This window comes from Rossellomorea vietnamensis, from assembly GCF_008180615.1.
GTDB classification, from domain to species: domain Bacteria; phylum Bacillota; class Bacilli; order Bacillales; family Bacillaceae_B; genus Rossellomorea; species Rossellomorea vietnamensis_D.
Map to the genome: position 1 here is coordinate 1 of NZ_VTEH01000006.1, position 20,344 is coordinate 20,344.

Annotated in this window: 21 protein-coding genes and 1 pseudogene; 13 read left to right on the plus strand and 9 right to left on the minus strand. The window is 41.3% G+C overall.

The window, feature by feature from the left end; all coding sequences use genetic code 11:
- Window positions 1-51: 51 nt before the first annotated feature.
- The 6 genes from istB to FZC79_RS09780 form a co-directional block, all read right to left on the minus strand.
- Window positions 52-816 (minus strand): IS21-like element helper ATPase IstB, encoded by a 765-nt coding sequence (gene istB / locus FZC79_RS09755; RefSeq protein WP_148946620.1) that lies wholly within the window; start codon window positions 814-816, stop codon window positions 52-54.
- On the minus strand, window positions 813-2,384 hold the full coding sequence (gene istA, locus FZC79_RS09760; RefSeq protein ID WP_148946621.1) for an IS21 family transposase: 1,572 nt from the start codon (window positions 2,382-2,384) through the stop codon (window positions 813-815). The genes istB and istA overlap by 4 nt, the downstream gene beginning before the upstream one ends.
- Window positions 2,385-2,535: 151 nt before the next feature.
- Window positions 2,536-2,853: a helix-turn-helix domain-containing protein gene (locus tag FZC79_RS09765; RefSeq protein WP_252183300.1), complete on the minus strand. Its 318-nt coding sequence runs from the start codon at window positions 2,851-2,853 to the stop codon at window positions 2,536-2,538.
- A gap of 117 nt (window positions 2,854-2,970) precedes the next feature.
- Complete coding sequence (locus tag FZC79_RS09770) at window positions 2,971-4,512, minus strand: IS1 family transposase (RefSeq protein ID WP_187442722.1); 1,542 nt, start codon at window positions 4,510-4,512, stop codon at window positions 2,971-2,973.
- Window positions 4,513-4,755, minus strand: coding sequence for a hypothetical protein (locus tag FZC79_RS09775; RefSeq protein ID WP_148946622.1), 243 nt, complete (start codon window positions 4,753-4,755; stop codon window positions 4,513-4,515).
- A 281-nt stretch (window positions 4,756-5,036) separates the two neighbouring features.
- Window positions 5,037-5,177 carry a sporulation histidine kinase inhibitor Sda gene (locus tag FZC79_RS09780; protein WP_113927472.1) on the minus strand — a complete coding sequence of 47 codons (141 nt, stop codon included), beginning with the start codon at window positions 5,175-5,177 and terminating at the stop codon, window positions 5,037-5,039.
- A 457-nt stretch (window positions 5,178-5,634) separates the two neighbouring features.
- Here FZC79_RS09780 and FZC79_RS09785 point away from each other — a divergent pair, with 457 nt between their 5' ends.
- The 8 genes and pseudogenes from FZC79_RS09785 (at window position 5,635) to FZC79_RS09820 (ending at window position 10,641) form a co-directional block, all read left to right on the plus strand.
- Window positions 5,635-6,156 carry a YqeG family HAD IIIA-type phosphatase gene (locus tag FZC79_RS09785; protein WP_148946623.1) on the plus strand — a complete coding sequence of 174 codons (522 nt, stop codon included), beginning with the start codon at window positions 5,635-5,637 and terminating at the stop codon, window positions 6,154-6,156.
- Window positions 6,138-7,253 (plus strand): ribosome biogenesis GTPase YqeH, encoded by a 1,116-nt coding sequence (gene yqeH / locus FZC79_RS09790; protein WP_148946624.1) that lies wholly within the window; start codon window positions 6,138-6,140, stop codon window positions 7,251-7,253. The genes FZC79_RS09785 and yqeH overlap by 19 nt, the downstream gene beginning before the upstream one ends.
- A gap of 14 nt (window positions 7,254-7,267) precedes the next feature.
- Window positions 7,268-8,101, plus strand: a complete 834-nt coding sequence (aroE, locus tag FZC79_RS09795; protein ID WP_148946625.1) for a shikimate dehydrogenase — start codon at window positions 7,268-7,270, stop codon at window positions 8,099-8,101.
- A 1-nt stretch (window position 8,102) separates the two neighbouring features.
- Window positions 8,103-8,396, plus strand: coding sequence for a ribosome assembly RNA-binding protein YhbY (gene yhbY / locus FZC79_RS09800; RefSeq protein ID WP_148946626.1), 294 nt, complete (start codon window positions 8,103-8,105; stop codon window positions 8,394-8,396).
- Between the two features lie 12 nt (window positions 8,397-8,408).
- Window positions 8,409-9,095, plus strand: a pseudogene (locus FZC79_RS09805) (nicotinate-nucleotide adenylyltransferase).
- Complete coding sequence (gene yqeK, locus FZC79_RS09810; RefSeq protein WP_353733606.1) at window positions 9,010-9,537, plus strand: bis(5'-nucleosyl)-tetraphosphatase (symmetrical) YqeK; 528 nt, start codon at window positions 9,010-9,012, stop codon at window positions 9,535-9,537. Before FZC79_RS09805 ends, yqeK begins: the two are co-directional and overlap by 86 nt.
- 4 nt (window positions 9,538-9,541) lie before the next feature.
- Entirely contained in the window at window positions 9,542-9,898 is a 357-nt protein-coding gene (gene rsfS / locus FZC79_RS09815; RefSeq protein WP_148946629.1) for a ribosome silencing factor, read from the plus strand.
- Window positions 9,895-10,641: a class I SAM-dependent DNA methyltransferase gene (locus FZC79_RS09820; protein WP_148946630.1), complete on the plus strand. Its 747-nt coding sequence runs from the start codon at window positions 9,895-9,897 to the stop codon at window positions 10,639-10,641. The genes rsfS and FZC79_RS09820 overlap by 4 nt, the downstream gene beginning before the upstream one ends.
- A 718-nt stretch (window positions 10,642-11,359) precedes the next feature.
- Here the strand turns inward: FZC79_RS09820 and comER are convergent.
- Window positions 11,360-12,181, minus strand: coding sequence for a late competence protein ComER (comER, locus tag FZC79_RS09825; RefSeq protein WP_148946631.1), 822 nt, complete (start codon window positions 12,179-12,181; stop codon window positions 11,360-11,362).
- Window positions 12,182-12,377: 196 nt separating this feature from the next.
- Between comER and FZC79_RS09830 the strand changes: the two genes are divergently transcribed.
- The 3 genes from FZC79_RS09830 to FZC79_RS09840 all read left to right on the plus strand — a co-directional run bounded on the left by FZC79_RS09830 (window position 12,378) and on the right by FZC79_RS09840 (window position 15,942).
- Window positions 12,378-12,995 (plus strand): helix-hairpin-helix domain-containing protein, encoded by a 618-nt coding sequence (locus tag FZC79_RS09830; protein ID WP_187442723.1) that lies wholly within the window; start codon window positions 12,378-12,380, stop codon window positions 12,993-12,995.
- A gap of 88 nt (window positions 12,996-13,083) precedes the next feature.
- The gene (locus tag FZC79_RS09835) at window positions 13,084-13,638 is read left to right on the plus strand and encodes a ComE operon protein 2 (protein ID WP_148946633.1); all 555 of its coding nucleotides are present in this window, start codon (window positions 13,084-13,086) and stop codon (window positions 13,636-13,638) included.
- A gap of 6 nt (window positions 13,639-13,644) precedes the next feature.
- Window positions 13,645-15,942, plus strand: a complete 2,298-nt coding sequence (locus FZC79_RS09840) for a DNA internalization-related competence protein ComEC/Rec2 (RefSeq protein ID WP_148946634.1) — start codon at window positions 13,645-13,647, stop codon at window positions 15,940-15,942.
- A 185-nt stretch (window positions 15,943-16,127) separates the two neighbouring features.
- Here the strand turns inward: FZC79_RS09840 and FZC79_RS09845 are convergent, their stop codons facing one another.
- Window positions 16,128-16,262, minus strand: coding sequence for a YqzM family protein (locus FZC79_RS09845; RefSeq protein WP_148946635.1), 135 nt, complete (start codon window positions 16,260-16,262; stop codon window positions 16,128-16,130).
- Between the two features lie 293 nt (window positions 16,263-16,555).
- On the opposite strand from FZC79_RS09845, the gene holA reads away from it, so the two are divergent.
- The gene (holA, locus tag FZC79_RS09850; protein ID WP_148946636.1) at window positions 16,556-17,593 is read left to right on the plus strand and encodes a DNA polymerase III subunit delta; all 1,038 of its coding nucleotides are present in this window, start codon (window positions 16,556-16,558) and stop codon (window positions 17,591-17,593) included.
- Window positions 17,594-18,629: 1,036 nt separating this feature from the next.
- On the opposite strand, the gene rpsT is transcribed toward holA, so the two are convergent.
- Window positions 18,630-18,881 (minus strand): 30S ribosomal protein S20, encoded by a 252-nt coding sequence (gene rpsT / locus FZC79_RS09855; protein ID WP_113927487.1) that lies wholly within the window; start codon window positions 18,879-18,881, stop codon window positions 18,630-18,632.
- A gap of 202 nt (window positions 18,882-19,083) precedes the next feature.
- Here rpsT and gpr point away from each other — a divergent pair, with 202 nt between their 5' ends.
- The gene (gene gpr, locus FZC79_RS09860) at window positions 19,084-20,214 is read left to right on the plus strand and encodes a GPR endopeptidase (protein ID WP_148946637.1); all 1,131 of its coding nucleotides are present in this window, start codon (window positions 19,084-19,086) and stop codon (window positions 20,212-20,214) included.
- The last annotated feature ends 130 nt before the right edge of the window (window positions 20,215-20,344 follow it).

Below are 20,344 nucleotides of genomic sequence, written 5' to 3' on the forward strand. Positions count from 1 at the left end.
TGTGACCGTCAAGTATGTGACCGTCAAGTAGAATGATACAATTTTTGCTGATTAATTTGAGACACTTTGTTCACCAAAAATTGTTTTTCGATGTTTCATTCTCCAACTATCATCATTTAAATGAACTATTTCCACTCGATGTAAGATCCGGTCCAATATAGCTGTCGTGATGGCTTGGTCGCCCAATAGCTCCCCCCATTCTTTAGGTCCTTTATTAGATGTAAGTATAATCGAGGATTGATTATAAAGGTTGTTAATGAGGTGGAAGAACATGTTAGCTTCCTGTTTATCCATTGCCATAAACATCAAATCATCAATGATAACCAAATCTGCCTCTCTAATTCGCTTCATTCTTGTTTTGGATTTCCTGGTTATTTCTTCTGTCTTTAATGCCTGAATTAGATCTCCCATAGTGGTAAAGATCACTTTATATCCCTGGTTTAAAGCTTCAATTCCAAGACCTATCGATAGATGGGTCTTACCGACACCTGGCGGTCCTAGAAAAATGATATTATATAGCTGTTCAATCCAAGTTAAGTCTTTTAACTGGTTCAACTTCTTACTGCTCAAAGACTTTTGCTCTTTCACGTTATACTCATCCACTGTTCTATGGAAGGGAAACGTTGCCCACTTTAATCGCCTTTCCAGCTGCTTTTCATCTCTTCGTTTTTGTTCATAGGTTGCTACATCTAGTAGAAACTGAGTAAAGGACAAATCCCTTATCTCAGCTTCTCTTATTAACTCTGGCAATCGATCTGCTGTTTCAGATAACCTAAGGGATCTAAATATATCTTGGACTTCCTGAAGCTGATTCAACTTAGATCACCTTCTTCCAATAAGGCAGTATAGGCATCGACATTTCTCTTTTGTGCTTCTGTTTCTATAATCCAACCGGATATGCTATTTAATGGTGAAACAGTCTCAGCTTTGTCGTTTGTTGTATCATGAACCTGGCGTTGTCGCTTGAGGTATAAAATGATATCGCTGAAATCCGTTGCACTATATAAGTTTCTCTTGATACATTCCGAGAGGGCTGCTKTTAGAAGTTGCTCGTTATTTTGTTTTGTTTCTTTTAGTATCATTTGTAACTGATCACGAATATACCGTGGGTACTTCTCACGAAGTTTATCCAAGTAATCGTAGGCCGTTTCTGTTTCTTGGAATCGGTTCGCCACAGTATCAATGAATGCATCAATTCCTTTTGTGCGATCTCTTGTATGCTTTCTGTCTTTAATTAATTGTCCTTTACCATCTGGAATCTGATGCTTGGCCAGAAGTTCTCCTGTCTCAGAGTGATAGATTAATAGTTCTCTGTCTTTTGTTTCTTTTATTGAGACAGTTTCATTCATATGAAAAGTTCCAAGTGGAAGGGAGTACCTATTGGATAAATACCGTATGGTATTGTCCTTATGGACGCTTCTTGTTATACTATTTTCATGATTGTTTAGGAAATTAATGTTTCCTGAGACTGGTCTTAAGTGTTGCTTTTCCAAGGAGAACACTTCGACCGGTCTTTTTTTTGTTGTGTTATGGATTTTTCTATTACCTGTACGGTTTAACCATTCCCATCCTTGCTCATTCCAGGAATCAATATTATTGAACACTCTATACTTGGCGAAATTGTACTTAATAAATCCTACAACGTTTTCTATTTTCCCTTTGCTTTCTGGATCGGCTTTCCTACAAACCCGAAGGTTTAATTTGCGAGTTTGTTTATAGTGCTGGAACTCTTTCGTTAAAATGAGATCACCGCCATTCTCGCTCACCACAATTAAGCTATCCTGATCATACACGAGTTCTCCTGGAATTCCACTAAACCATTGAAAGGCATTTTCATGAGCTTGAATGACATCTTGAGTTGTAAAGGGGCGATCTAACCACTCTTTATATTTGTATCTCGAGTTAGATAGCACAAAGGCAATAAAGTTCAGCTTTACTACTTTATTACCAGACGTTTTTTGCTTGGTGTGCCCAAAGTCAACTTGGACCTGTTCCCCCATTGGTGAATCCAGAATTGCTTCATAATCCCTTGGTGAAGATTCCTTAGCTATTTTATATTCAACTCTTAGCTCTCTTACGTAAGCACGGACTGTGCTTTCACCCACTTCAAGCTCTTTATACCTTTCCATCAACCAATCTTCTACTTGTGCTGCTGAAAGATCAGGATGTTCCCTTAACCAATTCAAGATTAACTCTTTATAAGGATCCAACTTTTTCTTTCTTGTTTGTAAGGATTCAACCCATTCTGCCGTCTCCGAAGGAGATCTCTTAAGGTGACGATATACAGTCGCCCTGGACACCCCCAGCTTATCTGCTACTTTGGTTTTACTGAACCCTTTCTTGAGTAACTGCTGTATTTCCATATACATTTCCCACTTATCCACCTTTTCTCAGCCCTCCAATGATTTACAAATCAAACCATCATCATACAATGGAAGGGCCATATATTTTACTGGTATATTAGGGTAAATAAGTGTTTCATCTTATCTAGCAAAAACTGTCTACTTTAGTTTAGCAGTCACAAAAGTTACTTCCTTATGAAAAGAGTGATGTTGGAACAATTCTTCTAGTTGTAAAAACATCACTCTTTTCATAAGGAAAGGCTGCTGAAAGATCAGGATGTGAAAGATCAGGATGTTCCCTTAACCAATTCAAGATTAACTCTTTATAAGGATCCAACTTTTTCTTTCTTGTTTGTAAGGATTCAACCCATTCTGCCGTCTCCGAAGGAGATCTCTTAAGGTGACGATATACAGTCGCCCTGGACACCCCCAGCTTATCTGCTACTTTGGTTTTACTGAACCCTTTCTTGAGTAACTGCTGTATTTCCATATACATTTCCCACTTATCCACCTTTTCTCAGCCCTCCAATGATTTACAAATCAAACCATCATCATACAATGGAAGGGCCATATATTTTACTGGTATATTAGGGTAAATAAGTGTTTCATCTTATCTAGCAAAAACTGTCTACTTTAGTTTAGCAGTCACAAAAGTTACTTCCTTATGAAAAGAGTGATGTTGGAACAATTCTTCTAGTTGTAAAAACGCAAGTTTCCTCAAAGAAGTTGTACCATATCCTCGGTTACTACCCCAATCCAGCAGTTCCATTTTAGCCTCAACAAATTCTTCACGAGCTTGCTTTCGTGTCTTTGTCTTATCTGTTTGACAGAGAAAATGATGAGCGTCTGAATGAATCATCTCTTTTGCGAAAACACGATTTATCGATGTGGTAATAGAAGAGTCCTCATCAGTTACAAATCGCCATTCAGAAGCTCTTACAAGCTGTTTGATGAGCCATAGGTGAGCAATAGTAGTATAAGTTGCTCCAACGTGGAACCCGTCCATATATTGAGCTCTACGATTAAACTTGGACATATCACTACGATACTTCACTTCGTCCTGCGTATCATTGTTTGTTGGTGGCTGCGGATAATGAGAATACTTCGGAAACCGAGCATTCTTTTTTGCGAATTCATTGAGGTGGTCCTCTTTTTGAAGTACCGTATCCAATGCTATGTCTCCAAGTGTAGAGGTCCAGTCGTAAGCTACATCTGAACGGAATACATACCTAGAGTGAACATCAGATGATACCACTACATTCGTTGGGAATTGACTGTCCTCAACATCACTGTAACGACTTCCACCCATTCCTTTTTGACGCACATTGTTGAGGAAGTAGGTCATCTTATCCGTGTTTACCCATATTTCTTTGAATGTCACCTTTTGAAGTGGTTTGGTCTCGTGACGTTCCAGGAATTCCAAGCATCTCCGATAAAGAAATTCCAACTTGTCATAGTAAGTTCCTCTACCTATTCCTAAAATTTCACAAGTTCTTGTTATGGGTGCTCGGCTTAACAGTAACTTCATAAACAGAGGCAATATATCGCTTCTTTGCTGGTGATAGGTGATGGCTTGTCTCCCTTTCGGTAAGACGTTAGTAAACTTCTTGCACGTTTTACATTGATACCGTTGCGATTTCGCCTTGCTTTTACCTCGTTTATGAAATTCTTTGGCGGCAGTAAAAGGTGTTGTCTCTCCAACGGAACAGCCGTCCTTATGAAACTCATAATCAGGCTGTTGTTCTTGAACAGTGTTGACACGAACCAAACGCTCGATTTCCTCAGCAATTGACCAATTTGATAGTGTATTTGTATAACACCCTAACACAGCTCCACCTTTAGGGTCAGGGTTGCATTTAATCGATTTTTCTGTACCAGAACCTGTTAAGCGATATCGACTCGGCTTTCTTTTAGTCTCGAATTTCAGTTGAGGTAATCCGTGCCAAAGGCAATATGGATTCGCACAATGGTTGTATTGAATTCGGTGCTCCGTTCCATTTAGCGTAAATCCAACTGGCTGAAACAATAACTGACTATATCTTGTCCCAAATTGCTTGGGAGTCAGGTGCTGATAATCCTTGTTCCGATTAGTAATCTCATCCATCGTAAGCGGAGAAAGGACGTTCACAACATTATCTTCTTTGGTAGCTAGTCGTTTAAGATTTGCCATCTACTTTGCCACAACCTTATCTTCGATTCCAAGTTGTTGAATGAGCCTGCGATTATTCCGTTTGTTATCTATCCAGTCTATGAAATCTTCATCGTCTAAGAGGTTTAGAAGAAATTGATTCACGATTTCACTTTCCGTGTGCTCCGAATATTCTGCATAGCTTTTTACGATTGTTCTAGCTCTTTCCGATACCAACCAATCAACGTTTTCTGCATTTAGGTTTTTTGGTTTAATAAATTTCATTTATCACCGCTCCTATTGAATTTACACTAGGATTAGTATAACCAATTCGCATACGTTTTAACACACCAATTCGCAGGAGTATGTTGGCTATCAGACTCTTGTGAAATAGGGTGCGATTTTTGTTGTGAATTAGTATGTTAAATTATTATAAATCCTTTAACAACAACAAAAATAAGAGTTCCAATTCATATGCGAATTGGAACTCTATTTTAATTGCTTTTTTAATGTTTGTACTCCAAAACCGAACCCGTTACGATAAACGCCTGTTTTTAAAATATGGATCAAGAAGAGATCTTGATACGGTAGGATAAGGAACGACGGTGAATTTCAGTTTCAATGAGGCGAATAAATTCTGGATTGAGTTTGAGATCTCTCGCTTTGTAATACGATTCAATCAATAGATCATCAGAAAGTTTGCGCACAGTGTTCACCTCCAAAAAGTTATCATTTTTTCAATGTTTATCTCATATAAATAGTAAGTTTTAACTTTGTATCATTACTCTACCAAATTTAAACAAACAGAACAAGCGTTCTTGTTATCCACAGCTACAGGTGGATAACTTGTGGTTAAGTTGTTCATAAAGGGTTTATATTCCATAAGTTCTAGGGGGATAATGTGTATAAAGTTATCCACAGACTGAATATCGCTTCATTTTGTCGAAAATTATTTAAGAAATTTATGGAATAACCTTTTGTGTTCACTTAATGTCACCATATATTAAAGAGTTTTCTAAATTAATCTTCTCTAAAGTAATGCCTTCAATCTTAAATGATGGTAGAATAATTCGTTGGCAATTATAAAAATGGTTAATTTTGAATCTAAAGGGAAAATTGGTTATGATTAAATCGGTAGAAACAGAAAGTTAGAGGTGTTAAAACGTGTTAAAATCTTTTTTGCCCAATGAGCAAGTTAAAGACGTTTTTCAAATAAAACCGGAAACGCTTAAGGAGCAGGGAATCAAAGCAATTATCACTGATCTTGATAACACTTTGGTTGAATGGGACAGAGCCCAGGCGACTCCGAAGCTGATTAAATGGTTCAAGTTAATGCAGGACAACGGGATTAAGGTAACGGTTGTTTCCAATAATAATGAAGACCGCGTGAAGCGATTTGCTGAGCCTTTGAACATACCTTTTATATTTCAGGCGAGAAAGCCTATGGGACGTGCCTTTAAAAGGGCAGTCAGGGAAATGGGAGTCAAGAAAGAAGAAGCTGTGGTTGTAGGCGACCAGCTGCTGACAGATGTGCTGGGCGGAAACCGCGGCGGCTTTTATACCATTCTTGTAGTGCCGGTTGCCCAGACTGACGGGTTCATTACAAAATTCAACCGGAAAGTGGAAAGAAGAATCATGAACTTTTTTAAACGTAAGGGCATGATTCAATGGGAGGAAGAAAAGTGACCAAAATTGTATGTACCGGATGCGGAGTCAGCATTCAAACTGAGGATAAGGAGAAGCTTGGCTATGCTCCTCCGTCCTCATTGGAGAAGGATGAAATTGTCTGTCAGAGATGTTTTCGGCTGAAACACTATAACGAAGTACAGGATGTTTCCTTGACAGATGATGACTTTTTAAAGATCTTGAATGAAATCGGCAGAGGCGAGGGGCTTATTGTAAAAGTAGTCGATATTTTCGACTTCAATGGCAGCTGGCTTCCAGGCCTTCACCGATTTGTAGGAAATAACCCGGTTCTCCTTATTGGAAACAAGGTAGATTTGCTTCCTAAATCTGTAAAGCCGGCTAAGTTGATTCATTGGATGAAGTTCCAGGCCAAACAGCTCGGATTGAAACCGGTGGATGTTAAGCTTATGAGCGCTGCAAAAGGGCAGTATATCGAAGAAGCGGTTGAAGCCATTGAACAGTATCGTGAAGGCAGAAGTGTCTACGTTGTGGGTTGTACAAACGTTGGTAAGTCCACGTTCATTAATCGTGTCATTCACCATGTATCAGGTGAAGAGGATATTATCACAACTTCCCATTTCCCTGGTACGACTCTTGATATGATTGAAATTCCCCTGGATGATGGTGAAGCCCTAATCGATACACCGGGCATCATCAACCATCACCAAATGGCCCATTATGTAGATAAGCGGGATTTAAAGTACATCACACCGAAAAAAGAGATCAAGCCTAAAGTGTTTCAGTTGAATGAAGGACAAACACTTTTCTTTGGCGGGCTGGCTCGGTTTGATTACCTTGCAGGAGGCAGGCGTTCATTTGTCTGCTATCTTTCCAACGAGCTGAACATCCACCGCACCAAGGTAGATAATGCTGATGAGCTTTATGCAAACCATGTGGGAGAGATGCTGCAGCCGCCAAGGAAAGATGATATGGACGGATTCCCTGAACTTGTGAGGCATGAATTCAAGATAAAAGAAGGAAAGACCGATGTTGTCTTTTCGGGACTAGGCTGGGTGACGATCAATGATGAGGGTGCCACCATTGCTGCTCATGTTCCGAAAGGCGTAAGTGTTTTCTTGAGGAAATCATTGATTTAGGTGGAGGGTGCCCGATGAAAACGTTATATGGTGTAATTGGAAATCCTATTGCCCATTCGATGTCCCCCATCATGCACAATGACGCTTTCCAGGAAAGGGACATTGATGCACATTATCAGCCGTTTCTGGTAGATAGCGAAGAACTTGGAGAAACTGTAAGGGCCTTGAAGGTTTTAGGGGTCAAAGGCTTTAATGTGACCATTCCCCATAAGCAGGCAATCATTCCGCTCCTGGATGAAGTGGATCCTCTCGCTAAGGCGATTGGAGCTGTCAATACAGTGGTGAGAAGAGATGGCCGCTTTGTCGGATATAATACGGATGGCATGGGGTTTTTAAGGTCACTGAAGGAGAACTGTCCTTTTCCTCTGGAAAATAAGAGAGTCCTGCTTATAGGTGCCGGGGGAGCGGCGAGGGCGATCTTTTATTCACTTGCTGCTTCAGGCTTTGAATATATTGATATTTGCAACCGCACACCGGAAAGAGGAGAAGTGATCATAGAAGAATGTCCATTTGTATGTACAGCCTCTTCTTTATCCTTGACACAGGCTGAACAAACCTTGGAGAACTATGATATTATCATCCAAACCACCTCTGTCGGCATGTTTCCTGAAGTAAATGACGTGCCGCTGAGGGTGGACAAGATCAAAAAGGGTGCATTTGTATCAGATATAATTTACAACCCTCCATTGACCAAGATTATCCGGAGATTCCGGGAACTTGGAGGTCATGGAGAAAATGGAATCGGCATGTTCGTTCATCAGGGAGCGCTTGCCTTCGAACTTTGGACAGGAGTCAAACCAGATTCCGAGCGAATGAAAAATATTGTCCAACAACATCTGGGAGGTTAATATGTTAACTGGCAAACAAAAGAGATATTTACGTTCAGAGGCTCACCATCTTAATCCGATATTTCAAGTCGGCAAAGGCGGAGTCAACGAAAATATGATTAAGCAAATCAGTGAAGCGCTGGAAGCGAGAGAGCTGATTAAAGTAAGCATTCTGCAAAACTGTGATGAAGATAAGGACACCGTGGCAGATGAACTGGCTTCTGGAACGAATGCGAATATCGTTCAAATCATCGGCTTGACAATTGTGCTGTACAAGGAATCAAAGGAAAACAAAAAAATCGAACTTCCTAGATAAAGGAGGTCCAAAATGGGTAAGCGTGTTGGTTTATTAGGGGGTACATTCAACCCCCCGCATATGGGGCATTTAATCATAGCGAACGAAGTTCTGGATCAGTTTGGTCTGGATGAAGTCAGATTCATGCCGGCGGGGATCCCCCCTCATAAACAAATAACAGGAGACACTTCTTCAGAACAGCGCAAAGAAATGGTCATCTGCGCTATAGAGAATCATCCGCGGTTTGTACTTGAACCAATCGAGCTGGAGAAGGAAGGTCCATCTTATACCTACGAGACGATAAAACTTCTTATTGAGAGGGAACCCGATTCAGAGTTTCATTTCATAATAGGCGGAGACATGATTGACTATCTGCCTAAATGGCATATGATCCAAGAATTGTCCCGGCTTATCCAATTCGTTGGCGTTCAGCGACCTGGATATGAGACGGATTCTCCTTATAATGTAATTATGGCTGATGTCCCCCAAATAGAAATCTCTTCGACAATGATCAGAGACAGAATCGCTGCAGGAAAGACTGTGAAGTACCTTATTCCTGAAGGGGTGTCAGATTATATACGAGAGGGGAAACTATATGGATAGAGATAAGGCATTAAATCTTGTCAGGGCTCAGCTGACAGAACACCGTTATCAGCATACACTTGGCGTTATGGAAACAGCGATAGAACTGGCGGAGCGATACAATGCAGATCGAGATAAAGCTGAAATGGCAGCAATCTTTCACGATTATGCAAAATTCCGCCCGAAAGAAGAAATGAAGGAAATTATTGAAACAGAAGAAATGGATAAACGCCTTTTGGAGTATAACGCTGAATTATGGCATGCCCCTGTGGGAGCTTATCTCGTGAGAAAAGAAGCGGGTGTAGAGGATGAGGAAATCCTGGACGCCATTCGTTTCCATACCTCTGGAAGGCCTGGAATGACAAACCTTGAAAAAGTTATATACCTTGCTGATTATATCGAGCCGGGCAGGCACTTTCCTGGGGTGGATGAAGTCAGGGAATTGGCAAAAGATAATCTTGAAGAGGCATTGATTGTTTCCATCAGAAACTCAATCACATTTTTGATGAAGAAGAATCAGGCGGTTTTTCCAGAGACCTTCTACACATTCAATGAATTAGTTCTAAAAAATAGGAGTTGATATGATGAACAGTAAAGACTTGCTTACAGTTGCATATAAAGCGGCGGATGATAAAAGGGCAGAAGATATTGTTGCTCTTGATATGAAAGGCATTTCGCTGATCGCGGACTACTTTGTGATCTGCCATGGTAATTCTGATAAACAGGTTCAGGCAATTGCAAGGGAACTGAAGGAAAAAGCTGAAGAGAATGGACATGATGTGAAGCGTATGGAAGGCTTCGATGAGGCTCGCTGGGTGCTTGTCGATATGGGCGATGTTGTAGCACATGTTTTCCATAAAGAAGAAAGAGGATATTATAAACTGGAAAGGCTCTGGGGAGATGCACCGCTTATTGACGTAAGCAGCGAGATCGAGCAATGAGTTATCAGCAGTTCGCCTACATTTATGATTACTTGATGAAGGATGTCCCTTATGATTCCTGGGTCGAATTCGTCCAAGCCCAGGCTGTTAAACACGCAGTCAGCGGCAGGGAACTTTTGGACTTGGGATGCGGGACGGGTGAGCTGTCTTTGAGGCTTTTGAAAGAAGGGTATTCAGTAACCGGCATCGACCTGTCTGAAGACATGCTCTTCATGGCCAGGGAAAAAGCAGAGAATGAAGGATTGCAGCTTCCGTTATATCAGCAGGATATGAGTGAACTCCAAGGGTTGGGCAGTTTTGATATCATTTCTATATTTTGTGATTCATTAAACTACTTGGAAACGGAAGAAAAAGTCATCAGTACATTTAAACAAGTAAGAGAACATCTGCGGGATGACGGCTTATTTTTATTTGATGTACACTCCATTTTCAAAATCACTCAGATATTTTTGAATGAGACCTTTACTTATAATGATGAAGAGGTATCTTATATATGGGACTGCTTTCCGGGTGAAGAGCCAAACAGTGTGGAACATGAGCTGACCTTCTTTGTCAGAGATGATGAAACAGGTCAGTACGAACGCATGGAGGAACTCCATCACCAACGGACGTTTCCCATTCTGACATTGGAAAACTGGCTGAAGGAAGCAGGATTCGAAGTGACGGACATTACAGCAGATTTCACGGATGCCCCGCCTGGCGATCTCAGTGAAAGAATTTTCTTCACTTGTAAACGAAAATAAGAATGCAGGACGAAATCGTATAGGATTTCGTTCTTTTTTGATAATTAAACAAGAACTAACTGCCTGTGGTCAAGAGCCGTTTAGTTCTTTCTTTATTTTTAATAAATAATTCCGCATCGTCTCTAAATCCAGCTCCAGAGCCCAAAGTCCCTACCAAGAGGAGCGGACTTAGCCTCTCGGGGGTCAAAAGAGCGATTGCGCTTTTTATAGAGGAATAAAGTTCCCTTAATTAGTAAATAGCACCTAAAACAGCTTAATTAGAGGAAAAATATTCCCTTATTCAACTCAAAACACTTAAAATAAGGTGCTTTTTTGCAAATAAGGGAAAAAACTTCCCCTATTCATCAACAAATTGAGGCCAAGCCTGCATTTAGCGGAAGAATATTCCCTTATTTTTAACGCTAGTTACTCAATGAAAGACATTCAAATTAGGTTTGTTGGATCTTACCTCGTGCTGGGGCAAGTGGACAATCATTCTCCAGGCTGTAGCCACAGGAACGGACGTGGCGTACCTCAGGGTCAAAAAAACCTTGAGAAAAAAAGAAAGCCCAATTTCTCTCCAGCTGCTATTTTCCTGCCGGAGCCAAAAGGGGCACTTGTGCATTATTTAAGTATATATCAAGCTTTGAAAGCCCTCTTTTTTCTCCAGGTATAATGTAATCTATTTTCTTTTCGAAAAATAAAGGATTTCCTATCCGGTTATAGAATTAAATAATAGTCAGATTCCAAATTGCTTCTTCGTCTCGGAAATATCTTCATCAAACTTTCTGTGAGTGGCTTTGAACAGTTCAGGAAACAGACTTCCTATTTGTCCTTCCATGGCAGATATGCCTTCTCCTGTAACTCCGCCTTTAACACATACCTTCTCCTGCAGGGCATCCAGTGTATATACCTCTTTCTTCAGCAATTCTCCTAATCCAATCAGCATTTCAGAAGCCAGTACAGTTGCGGTCGTTTCATCTATTTCCGTTTCGCTGACTGCACCTTGTATGAACTTTCTTGTTAAATAAGTGAAGAAAGCTGGTCCGCAGCTGACAATATCCGAAGAAACCCGGGTAATGTTTTCATCAATTTTCACGGGGGTGGAAACAGTACTGAACAGCTCCCATATAGATGTTTTCCATTCTTCCGTACAATTGGAGCCAAACGAAAATAGTGACACTCCGCTCAATGCGCGGTTAGTGATGCTCGGGATGACCCTCATGCATGAGCAGTCAACAAGAGACTCAATCTGCTCGACACTCACAGGACTTGTAATGGATACAATGCATTTTTCCTTAGTGAAATGGTGTTGATTATTTTTCAGAACCTCAAAAATATCCAGTGGTTTGACACAAATAAAGATCACATCAGAGTCTTGAATGAGCTTGGCCGGCTCATTATATATGGAAATATCACGATAGTTTTGCTGAAACTTTTCTGCTTTGCTTCTTGTGCGATTCACTACATTGAGGTCAGAAGGAGAAATTGCTCCTGACTCAATAAAAGCTTGGATTAATATGCCGCCCATATTGCCTGTTCCCACTATTCCTACCTTCATGTGCTGCCCTCCTTCTAAAATCCATTCTCATGCATGTTTAGCAGCTATCTTATATGCCTATTTTCTTCAGAACTGTGTTCTTACCATAGGCAGTAAAGGGTTACTAAAACGCAAAATTCCCCCAGTCAAAAGAGCTTTCCCTTATCATTCCTATGAGCAGCAAATCTCGAATATGCAATTTAAAGGAGAAGAATACATGTTACAGTCGCTTCTGGATAAGTATAAAATTCTGATCATTATCTTAATTGCAGTTCTAATGGTCCTATTCATTTTGTTGAATGGATCTGGTGGACAAAGTGCACCTGCAGATATTCAAAATGAGCCATTGCCGGTGGTGGATGATCAGGTTCCTTCTGCCCCTGAAGAAGAGGCTGCCCAGCCTTTGAATAAAGAGATTTTCGTTGATGTAAAAGGAGCCGTTCATAAGCCCGGGATCTATAAGGCTGTTCAAAGTGAAAGGGTGAACGATCTTATTATTCGGGCAGGGGGTTTTACTGCAGCTGCACAAGACACGAGCGTGAACCTGGCGCAGCGGGTTACTGATGAAATGGTGATCTATGTGCCGGAGGAAGGGGAACCTGGAGCAGTGCCAGCCTCTGTTGTTATTCCTGAAGGTGAAGAGATGCTGGATATCAACCAGGCGGAAGCGTTGGAGTTTGAGAGTCTGCCTGGGATAGGGCCTGCTAAAGCCAAAGCGATATTTGATTACCGTTCAGAAAATGGCCCTTTTCAAACAATTGAAGAGTTAATGGAGGTATCAGGGATTGGAGAGGGTACTTTTGATAAGCTCAAAGAAAATATCACTGTAAATTAACCTCTGAATTGAGAGGATTCCCTTTGCCCATTTTTTCATTTTCATTTACACTTATCCCTAAGAGAAATCGAATAAAGGAGTTTTATTTATGCCACGTATCTCATGGAACAACTATTTTATGGCTCAATCCCATTTACTTGCACTCCGAAGCACCTGTACCCGTCTGACAGTCGGTGCAACAATCGTCCGCGACAAACGAATCATTGCAGGAGGCTATAATGGCTCGATTGCAGGAGGAGTCCACTGTGTGGATGAAGGCTGCTATGTGATCGATAACCATTGTGTGAGAACGATTCATGCAGAAATGAATGCGATCATCCAATGTGCCAAATTCGGTGTGCCGACAGATAATGCAGAAATTTATGTTACCCATTTTCCATGTCTTCAATGCTGCAAAGGCATCATCCAAGCAGGAATAAAAAAGGTGTTCTTTGCGGAAAGTTATAAAAATCATCCCTATGCCTTAGAGCTTTTTGAACAGGCAGGAGTGCATGTAGAACAGGTCCCTTTTGAAGGAACCGTGAACAATGAACAGGAGAGGGACTTGAGCCGGAATATGTTGAGGAAGCTTGAGGAGCTGGGGTTAGACAGGGAAGAACTGAACAAATATAAAATTGACCATGAGAAAGTTTTCAAGGAGTAATTTTTCTTGAAAAAAGGACAACTTATATACCCGGCACTATCCTGCCTTGCCGGTACTTCACTTGCACTTCACTTTCAATGGGGTGCATTTTTTCTGGCTGTTTTCCTCTCGATCCTCATCATACGTTTACTCCCCGCGCTATCACTTGTGTTTACCTTGTTACTTCTTCCTGCTTCATATTTTCTCGCATCTATTCAAATAGATAAGAATGCCACAGAGCTTTCTCCCTATCAAACCAAGTACTCGATTACCTTCAAGGAGAAACCGGAAATTGACGGAGACAGGCTTATGGGACGGGCTGTGGTGAAAAATGGTGAATCGGTTATCCTTCGTTATAAGATTCCTGATGAAGTACAAAAGGATAAGTTGGAGGACATGACCTACACAGGATTGAAATGTGAGGTCTCCGGGGAACTCACAGAGCCAGCACGACCCAGAAACCTTAACAGTTTTGATTACCGCGATTACCTGAACGGAAAACAGATTCACTGGATTTTACAGGTTAACAGCCTTCATGATGATCAATGCTCATATCAAAAAACATCACTTCTTGAAGAAATGGGAAGATGGAGGGAGGAAGGGATTACATCCATTCATCACAAGTTTCCCGAAGCTGCTGCAGGTATATCTGCTGCATTGGTTTTTGGTGAAAGAGATTTGATTAAACAAGAAACGCTGGAAGCCTACCAGCGCCTTGGAGTCATCCACCTTCTTGCCATTTCAGGTCTGCATGTAGGGATGCTGTTTGCGGCCCTTTACTATATTTTATTAAGGATCGGCATTCCGAGGGAATATGGTCAACTGATTCTGCTTGTGATTCTTCCTTTATATGTTCTGTTGACGGGAGGCGCCCCGCCGGTAATAAGAGCTTCAGGTATCATGTGTGCTGTGATTCTTTCAGGTTTTTTTCGCTGGAAGCTGTCACCTTTGGATGCTGTCTCACTAGTCTTTGTGCTGTATTTATTCATCGATCCATTCGCTTTGAAAAATATCGGGTTTCAATTGTCCTTCCTAGTTAGTTTCTCCCTCGTCCTTTCGTCAAACCGCATCTTGGCAGCCTCAACCCAAAAATGGAAGCTTATCTTCTTAGTAACAGCCGTATGTCAGGTGTGTTCCATACCGGTCCTTCTATGGCACTTCTATGAGTTTTCGCTTATTGGATTTGCAGTGAACTCTTTTTATGTTCCTTATTTCACGATTATCCTGCTTCCTCTCTCTTTATTGTCCTTTCTTTTCATGATACTATTTTCGCCTGCTGCCAGTATTCTATTTCCTTTCTTGAATGGAGCCGTCATCATAGCAGATTCGGTGTCTCATCATTTAAACAGCCTGCCGCATATCACATTTTCTTCCGGAAAGCCCCCAATCCTTCTTGCCTTTCTGTATATCCTTGCATCTGGATTCTGTTTCGTTAAGGCTGAAAAAGCTGCCTGGGGACCAGCATTGATTCCATTGGTCCTTCTTTTGGTTTTGCATAAACTATCTATTTTAATGAATCCCTATGGAGAAGTCATCATGGTGGATGTAGGCCAAGGGGACTGCCTGATCATTGACCTGCCTTACAATGAAGGGGTTTATATGATTGATACAGGGGGAGCAATGATTTTTCGGGAAGAAGCCTGGCAGAAGCGGAGCCAAGAATATTCGATCAGTGCGGACGTGCTTCTGCCGTTATTGAAGAGCAAAGGCATCCAGAAAATCGATAAGTTGATACTGACACATAGTGACTTTGATCATGCAGGAGCAGCCGGAGAATTGATAGAATCGATAAATGTCGGGGAAATTCTCATTACTCCAGGATCTCAGCAAAGTACCGTGATTCAGGACCTTTCTGAAAAGGCAAAACAGTTGAATATTAATGTGAGGACTGCAGGTGCAGGGGAGGAATGGAGAACCAATAGCGCTGATTTTCTATTTCTTTACCCATTTGATGATCACTACGAGGGGAATGATGATTCACTCGTGCTGTTTGGAAAAATGGGAGGGAAAAAATGGCTGTTCACAGGGGATTTGGAAGAAAATGGAGAAGGGGAGTTGATCGAAAAATGGAAGGTGGAAGCCGATATCCTCAAAGTGGGCCACCATGGAAGCAAGACATCGACAAGCGATTCATTCCTGGAGACACTAAAGCCTGATATTGCACTCATATCAGCAGGAAAGGATAACAGGTATGGACATCCTGACCCTGAAGTCCTCAACAGACTTAAAAGCCAAGGGATAATGATTTATAACACTGCCGACTCCGGAGCGGTACATTATAAATATTTGGGCACCAAAGGAACGTTCAAGACAGTTATCCCATAAGATGTATTAAGTAAAAGAAAAGAACAAAAACGGACCGCCCCGCTTAATAAAAGGCGTTTTTCCTTTTCTTCACTTTCTGAGCCGAAGCACGATATGGAAAGAAAATTTAATCTCTAAAAGCAGGCTTTATGATTTGCTTAAAAACGAAAAAGGAGTTCGCAATCAGCGAACTCCGTGCATGTTCATTAAGAACCTATGTACTTAATGACAACTGCCATGACGAACAATGTGGCAAAGAAACCGAAAGATACGATGAAACCAACGCCAGAATCCACAGCATCATTTCTTTTTGATTGGACATTTTTTTCGAATTCGTTCATAAGTACCCCTCCTATTTCTATCTAAGTATAGATGATTCCCAAAAAAAAATCTATACTTGCACTTTACATTTTCCTTTACTGACAAGAGTTGTCACATATATGTTCACATTGTTGGGTGACACTAATAATTACAAGGGAGATACCGCCGGTCAAAAAAGGTTCCTAGGTCTTTTTTATCGGCGTTAAATATAGATTTAGGGGGTGTCCACATCCTGGGGCGTCCCCTTTCCACTTGTCAAAACTGCAAACCTTTTTTACGATAGTATTATCACATAAAAATGGAGAGTGCAATCTTGGTCATTGATATTTGGAAAAAAATTGAAAACAAACAATTTGCCAGCATATATTTATTATACGGCAAAGAAACATTTTTAATAAATGAAACAAAGCAAAAAATTGTCGGACATGCTGTATCCGAGGAAGAAATGGATTTCAATTTCTCCTCCTACGACCTGGAAGAAACTCCTGTGGAAACAGCAATAGAGGATGCTGAGACCTTTCCTTTCATGGGGGAACGGCGTGTTGTTGTATTACATAATCCCGTTTTTTTGACGGCAGAGAAAACAAAAGAAAAGGTAGAGCACAACATCAAAAAGTTCGAACAGTACCTTTCCTCTCCAGCTCCTTACACAATTCTTATCATTTCTGCTCCATATGAAAAGCTCGATGAACGTAAGAAAATCACCAAATCCTTAAAGAAAGATGCAGAAGTTCTCGAAGCTAAAAAATTGAACGAAAAAGAACTGAAGACCTGGGTGAGGGAACGCTGTGCAGCTAACATGGTCCAGATTGATGAAGGGGCCATCGATCTCCTGGTGGCTCTGGCTGGGACCAATTTAATGATGCTGACAAAAGAAATCGATAAACTCTCCCTGTATGCAAGTGATACAAACCGAATTGATGAAGCGGTCGTAGAAGCCTTGACTGCACGCTCCTTGGAACAGAACATTTTTGCGCTTGTCGAAAAAGTGGTTCAGCGTAAAACGGAAGAGGCTCTAAGGATCTATTATGATTTGTTAAAGCAAAATGAAGAACCCATCAAAATCCTGGCAGTCCTTTCCGGCCAGTTCAGGCTGATCTATCAAGTCAAAGAATTGGCTAGAAGAGGATACGGGCAGCAAAAGATAGCCGGTTTCCTGCGTGTCCATCCATTCAGGGTAAAATTGGCAGCCGGCCAGGCGAAACATTTTTCTGATGAGCAGTTGTCTGTCATCATAGAACTGCTTTCCCAAGGAGATTTCGAAATGAAAACCGGCCGCCAGAAGAAGGAAATGATCATAGAATTGTTCCTCTTTAAACTACATGAACAATCGTTGAGTAATGCGAGATAGGGATTGCAGGAGATGTTATTATTGGCAGTCTGAGTTCAAGCCTCACCTCACTGAATATTGAGCTGACATTTTAAAAAAGCGATATTTTTCTACCAAAAAGAAAAGCCTTTTACAGTAAAAATGCTCTTGAAGGGTAATGGAATTTCTATTCTGCCTTTATGGTTGTGTTGGTCATGGCGGAAAATCCGCAAAACCATCGGTTAAGGGGGACTTAAAGGGAAAAAGTCCCCTTAACTAATAAATATTCAGGAAAAGTAGCAATAATAGAGGGAAAACTTGCCCTTATTTAATACAAAAGTCTAAATATTAGGATCTTTTCTTTATATAAGGGGAAAAACTCCCCTTATTCAACAACAATATGTGCTCAGCTCAGCAATTAAGGGGAAAATCTTCCCTTATTTTTCTCGTCTAGTGATTTAAATAAAGACATTCCTTTTTATTTCGCTTTTTTCTAAAGGCTCTTTTCTAAGTGATTGTTTTTTTTGAATGTTTTTGTTCCTCCCCCCTTTTACTAAGCAGGATTGGAGCGGAAAGCGTGCAACCTCCTGCGGGACAGGTCAGACCCCGCAGGTAAATCTAGCTTCAGCGGCCAGGGACTAGCAGATTTCGGTCTCTCTCCTTGCTAATCTAGCTGCAAGGCCTAAGGCGGCGTACGGACTTCCCTGCCTCCTCCTTGCGATAAGTCAACATCAACTCACTACGTTCGTTGTGTTTCCTTTATCTCATGCGGAGTCAGTCCAGTCCGTACGCCGCTGAGCGGGGCCTTTCCACTTTATTAAGATAAGTCATCATCGAATGGCTTTCGCTCTTCGTGATTTTTTAATCTCATGCGAGAAGCCTAAAATCTGTACGTCGCTGAACGGCCGCTTCCGCTTTTTATGAAGCCGAGGAGGCCTGAACGCCCGCCTGCATCGGAAATTCATACGATTAGAGAAGCCACAATCTTTGCAAAAGAAGCCTTGCGAAAGAGCGTTATAAAAAGACAAAATAAAAAACGATCTCCCATAATGGGAGATCGTTTTTTAAAAGAAAGAAATTAGTTAACTTTTTTCATTAAGCGTGATTTTGAACGATCAGCAGCGTTTCTGTGGATAAGACCTTTTTGAGCTGCTTTATCTAAATGCTTAACTGCTTCGGAAACTAATGCTTTAGCGTTATCATCGTTGTTTTGTGCAGCAGCTTCCGCTTTTTTAACTGCAGTACGCATAGCTGACTTTACAGTTACGTTTTGTGCATTCTTTGCTTCGTTCGTTTTTACGCGTTTGATAGCAGATTTAATATTTGGCATTCCTGTCACCTCCTACAAAGCGATCGAGAATTATATTGTACTCGATTTTTACAATTCCTAAATTTAATCAGAACAAATGATATTTTATCAAATCGCCGTGTATATTGCAATACTCTTCGATTGAAAAAGATAATAGAATGAATGAAAGTTCCTCTATGGCGCAAGATAGTGATATGAAGAAAATTCAAGGGGGCTGTCAAGAATGGAAGAAAAACAAACAGTCGATCTAAGCAAATACGCTATTAGAACCGACCTTGCTGTAGAGGCGAGGGAGATGGTGCTTGCTGAGAAAAGCAAAGATGCAGAGAAAGCAGAACAGGTCTCTGAGTTAAAGGGGGTTATCGTCAATGAGAGAGAAATAGATGGAATCAATATATCACATGTAAAAATCACGGATGAAGGCGAAGAGCTGCTAGGAAAAAAAGCCGGAAACTATTTAACGATTGAAGCACATGGAATCAGGCAGAGCCAGGCAGACCTTCAACAGAGGGTGGAAGAAGTATTTGCCAAAGAATTCAGCGCGTTTCTGAAAGAAAAGGGAATTAGCCCTAATGCAAGCTGCCTGATCGTCGGACTGGGCAACTGGAATGTCACCCCCGACGCTCTCGGACCTTTAGTGTGTGAAAACCTTATAGTGACCCGCCATTTGTTTGAGCTTCAGCCAGAAGCAGTTGAAGAAGGATATCGTCCTGTATCAGCACTGGCACCAGGTGTCATGGGCCTTACCGGAATCGAGACGAGCGACATTATATTTGGTGTGGTGGAAAAGTCGAAACCGGATTTCGTCATAGCGGTTGACGCACTGGCTTCCCGTTCTATCGAAAGAGTTAACTCTACCATTCAGATTTCCGATACAGGAATCCATCCTGGCTCGGGTGTCGGAAATAAACGGAAAGGGCTGGATGAGAATACGCTGGGAGTTCCAGTCATAGCGATTGGGATACCAACCGTCGTCGATGCGGTTACTATTGCGAGTGACACCGTCGATTTCCTTCTTAAGCATTTCGGCAAAGAGTTAAAAGAAGGAGATAAACCCTCCCGTGCCCTTTCACCAGCCGGCATGACATTCGGCGAAAGAAGAAAACTGACAGAGGAAGACCTGCCTGAAGAACATCACAGAAAAACATTCCTTGGGATAGTCGGCACTCTTGAAGATGAAGAGAAAAGAAAGCTCATCCATGAAGTGCTTGCGCCGATCGGACATAACTTGATGGTGACCCCTAAAGAAGTGGATGTTTTCATAGAAGACATGGCCAACCTCGTCGCAAGCGGATTGAATGCGGCTTTACATCAAGCCGTGAACCAAGAGGATACAGGATTTAAAACTCATTGACCGTAGAAGCATAAGCCCTTTGGCTTGTGCTTTTTTAGTTGCTATTTAATCGATGAACCAACGGAGGAACCATTGGCCGGATCCGGTTGAACCAAATGAAAGTGATCCTTGCGGCAGCATTGTATATCAA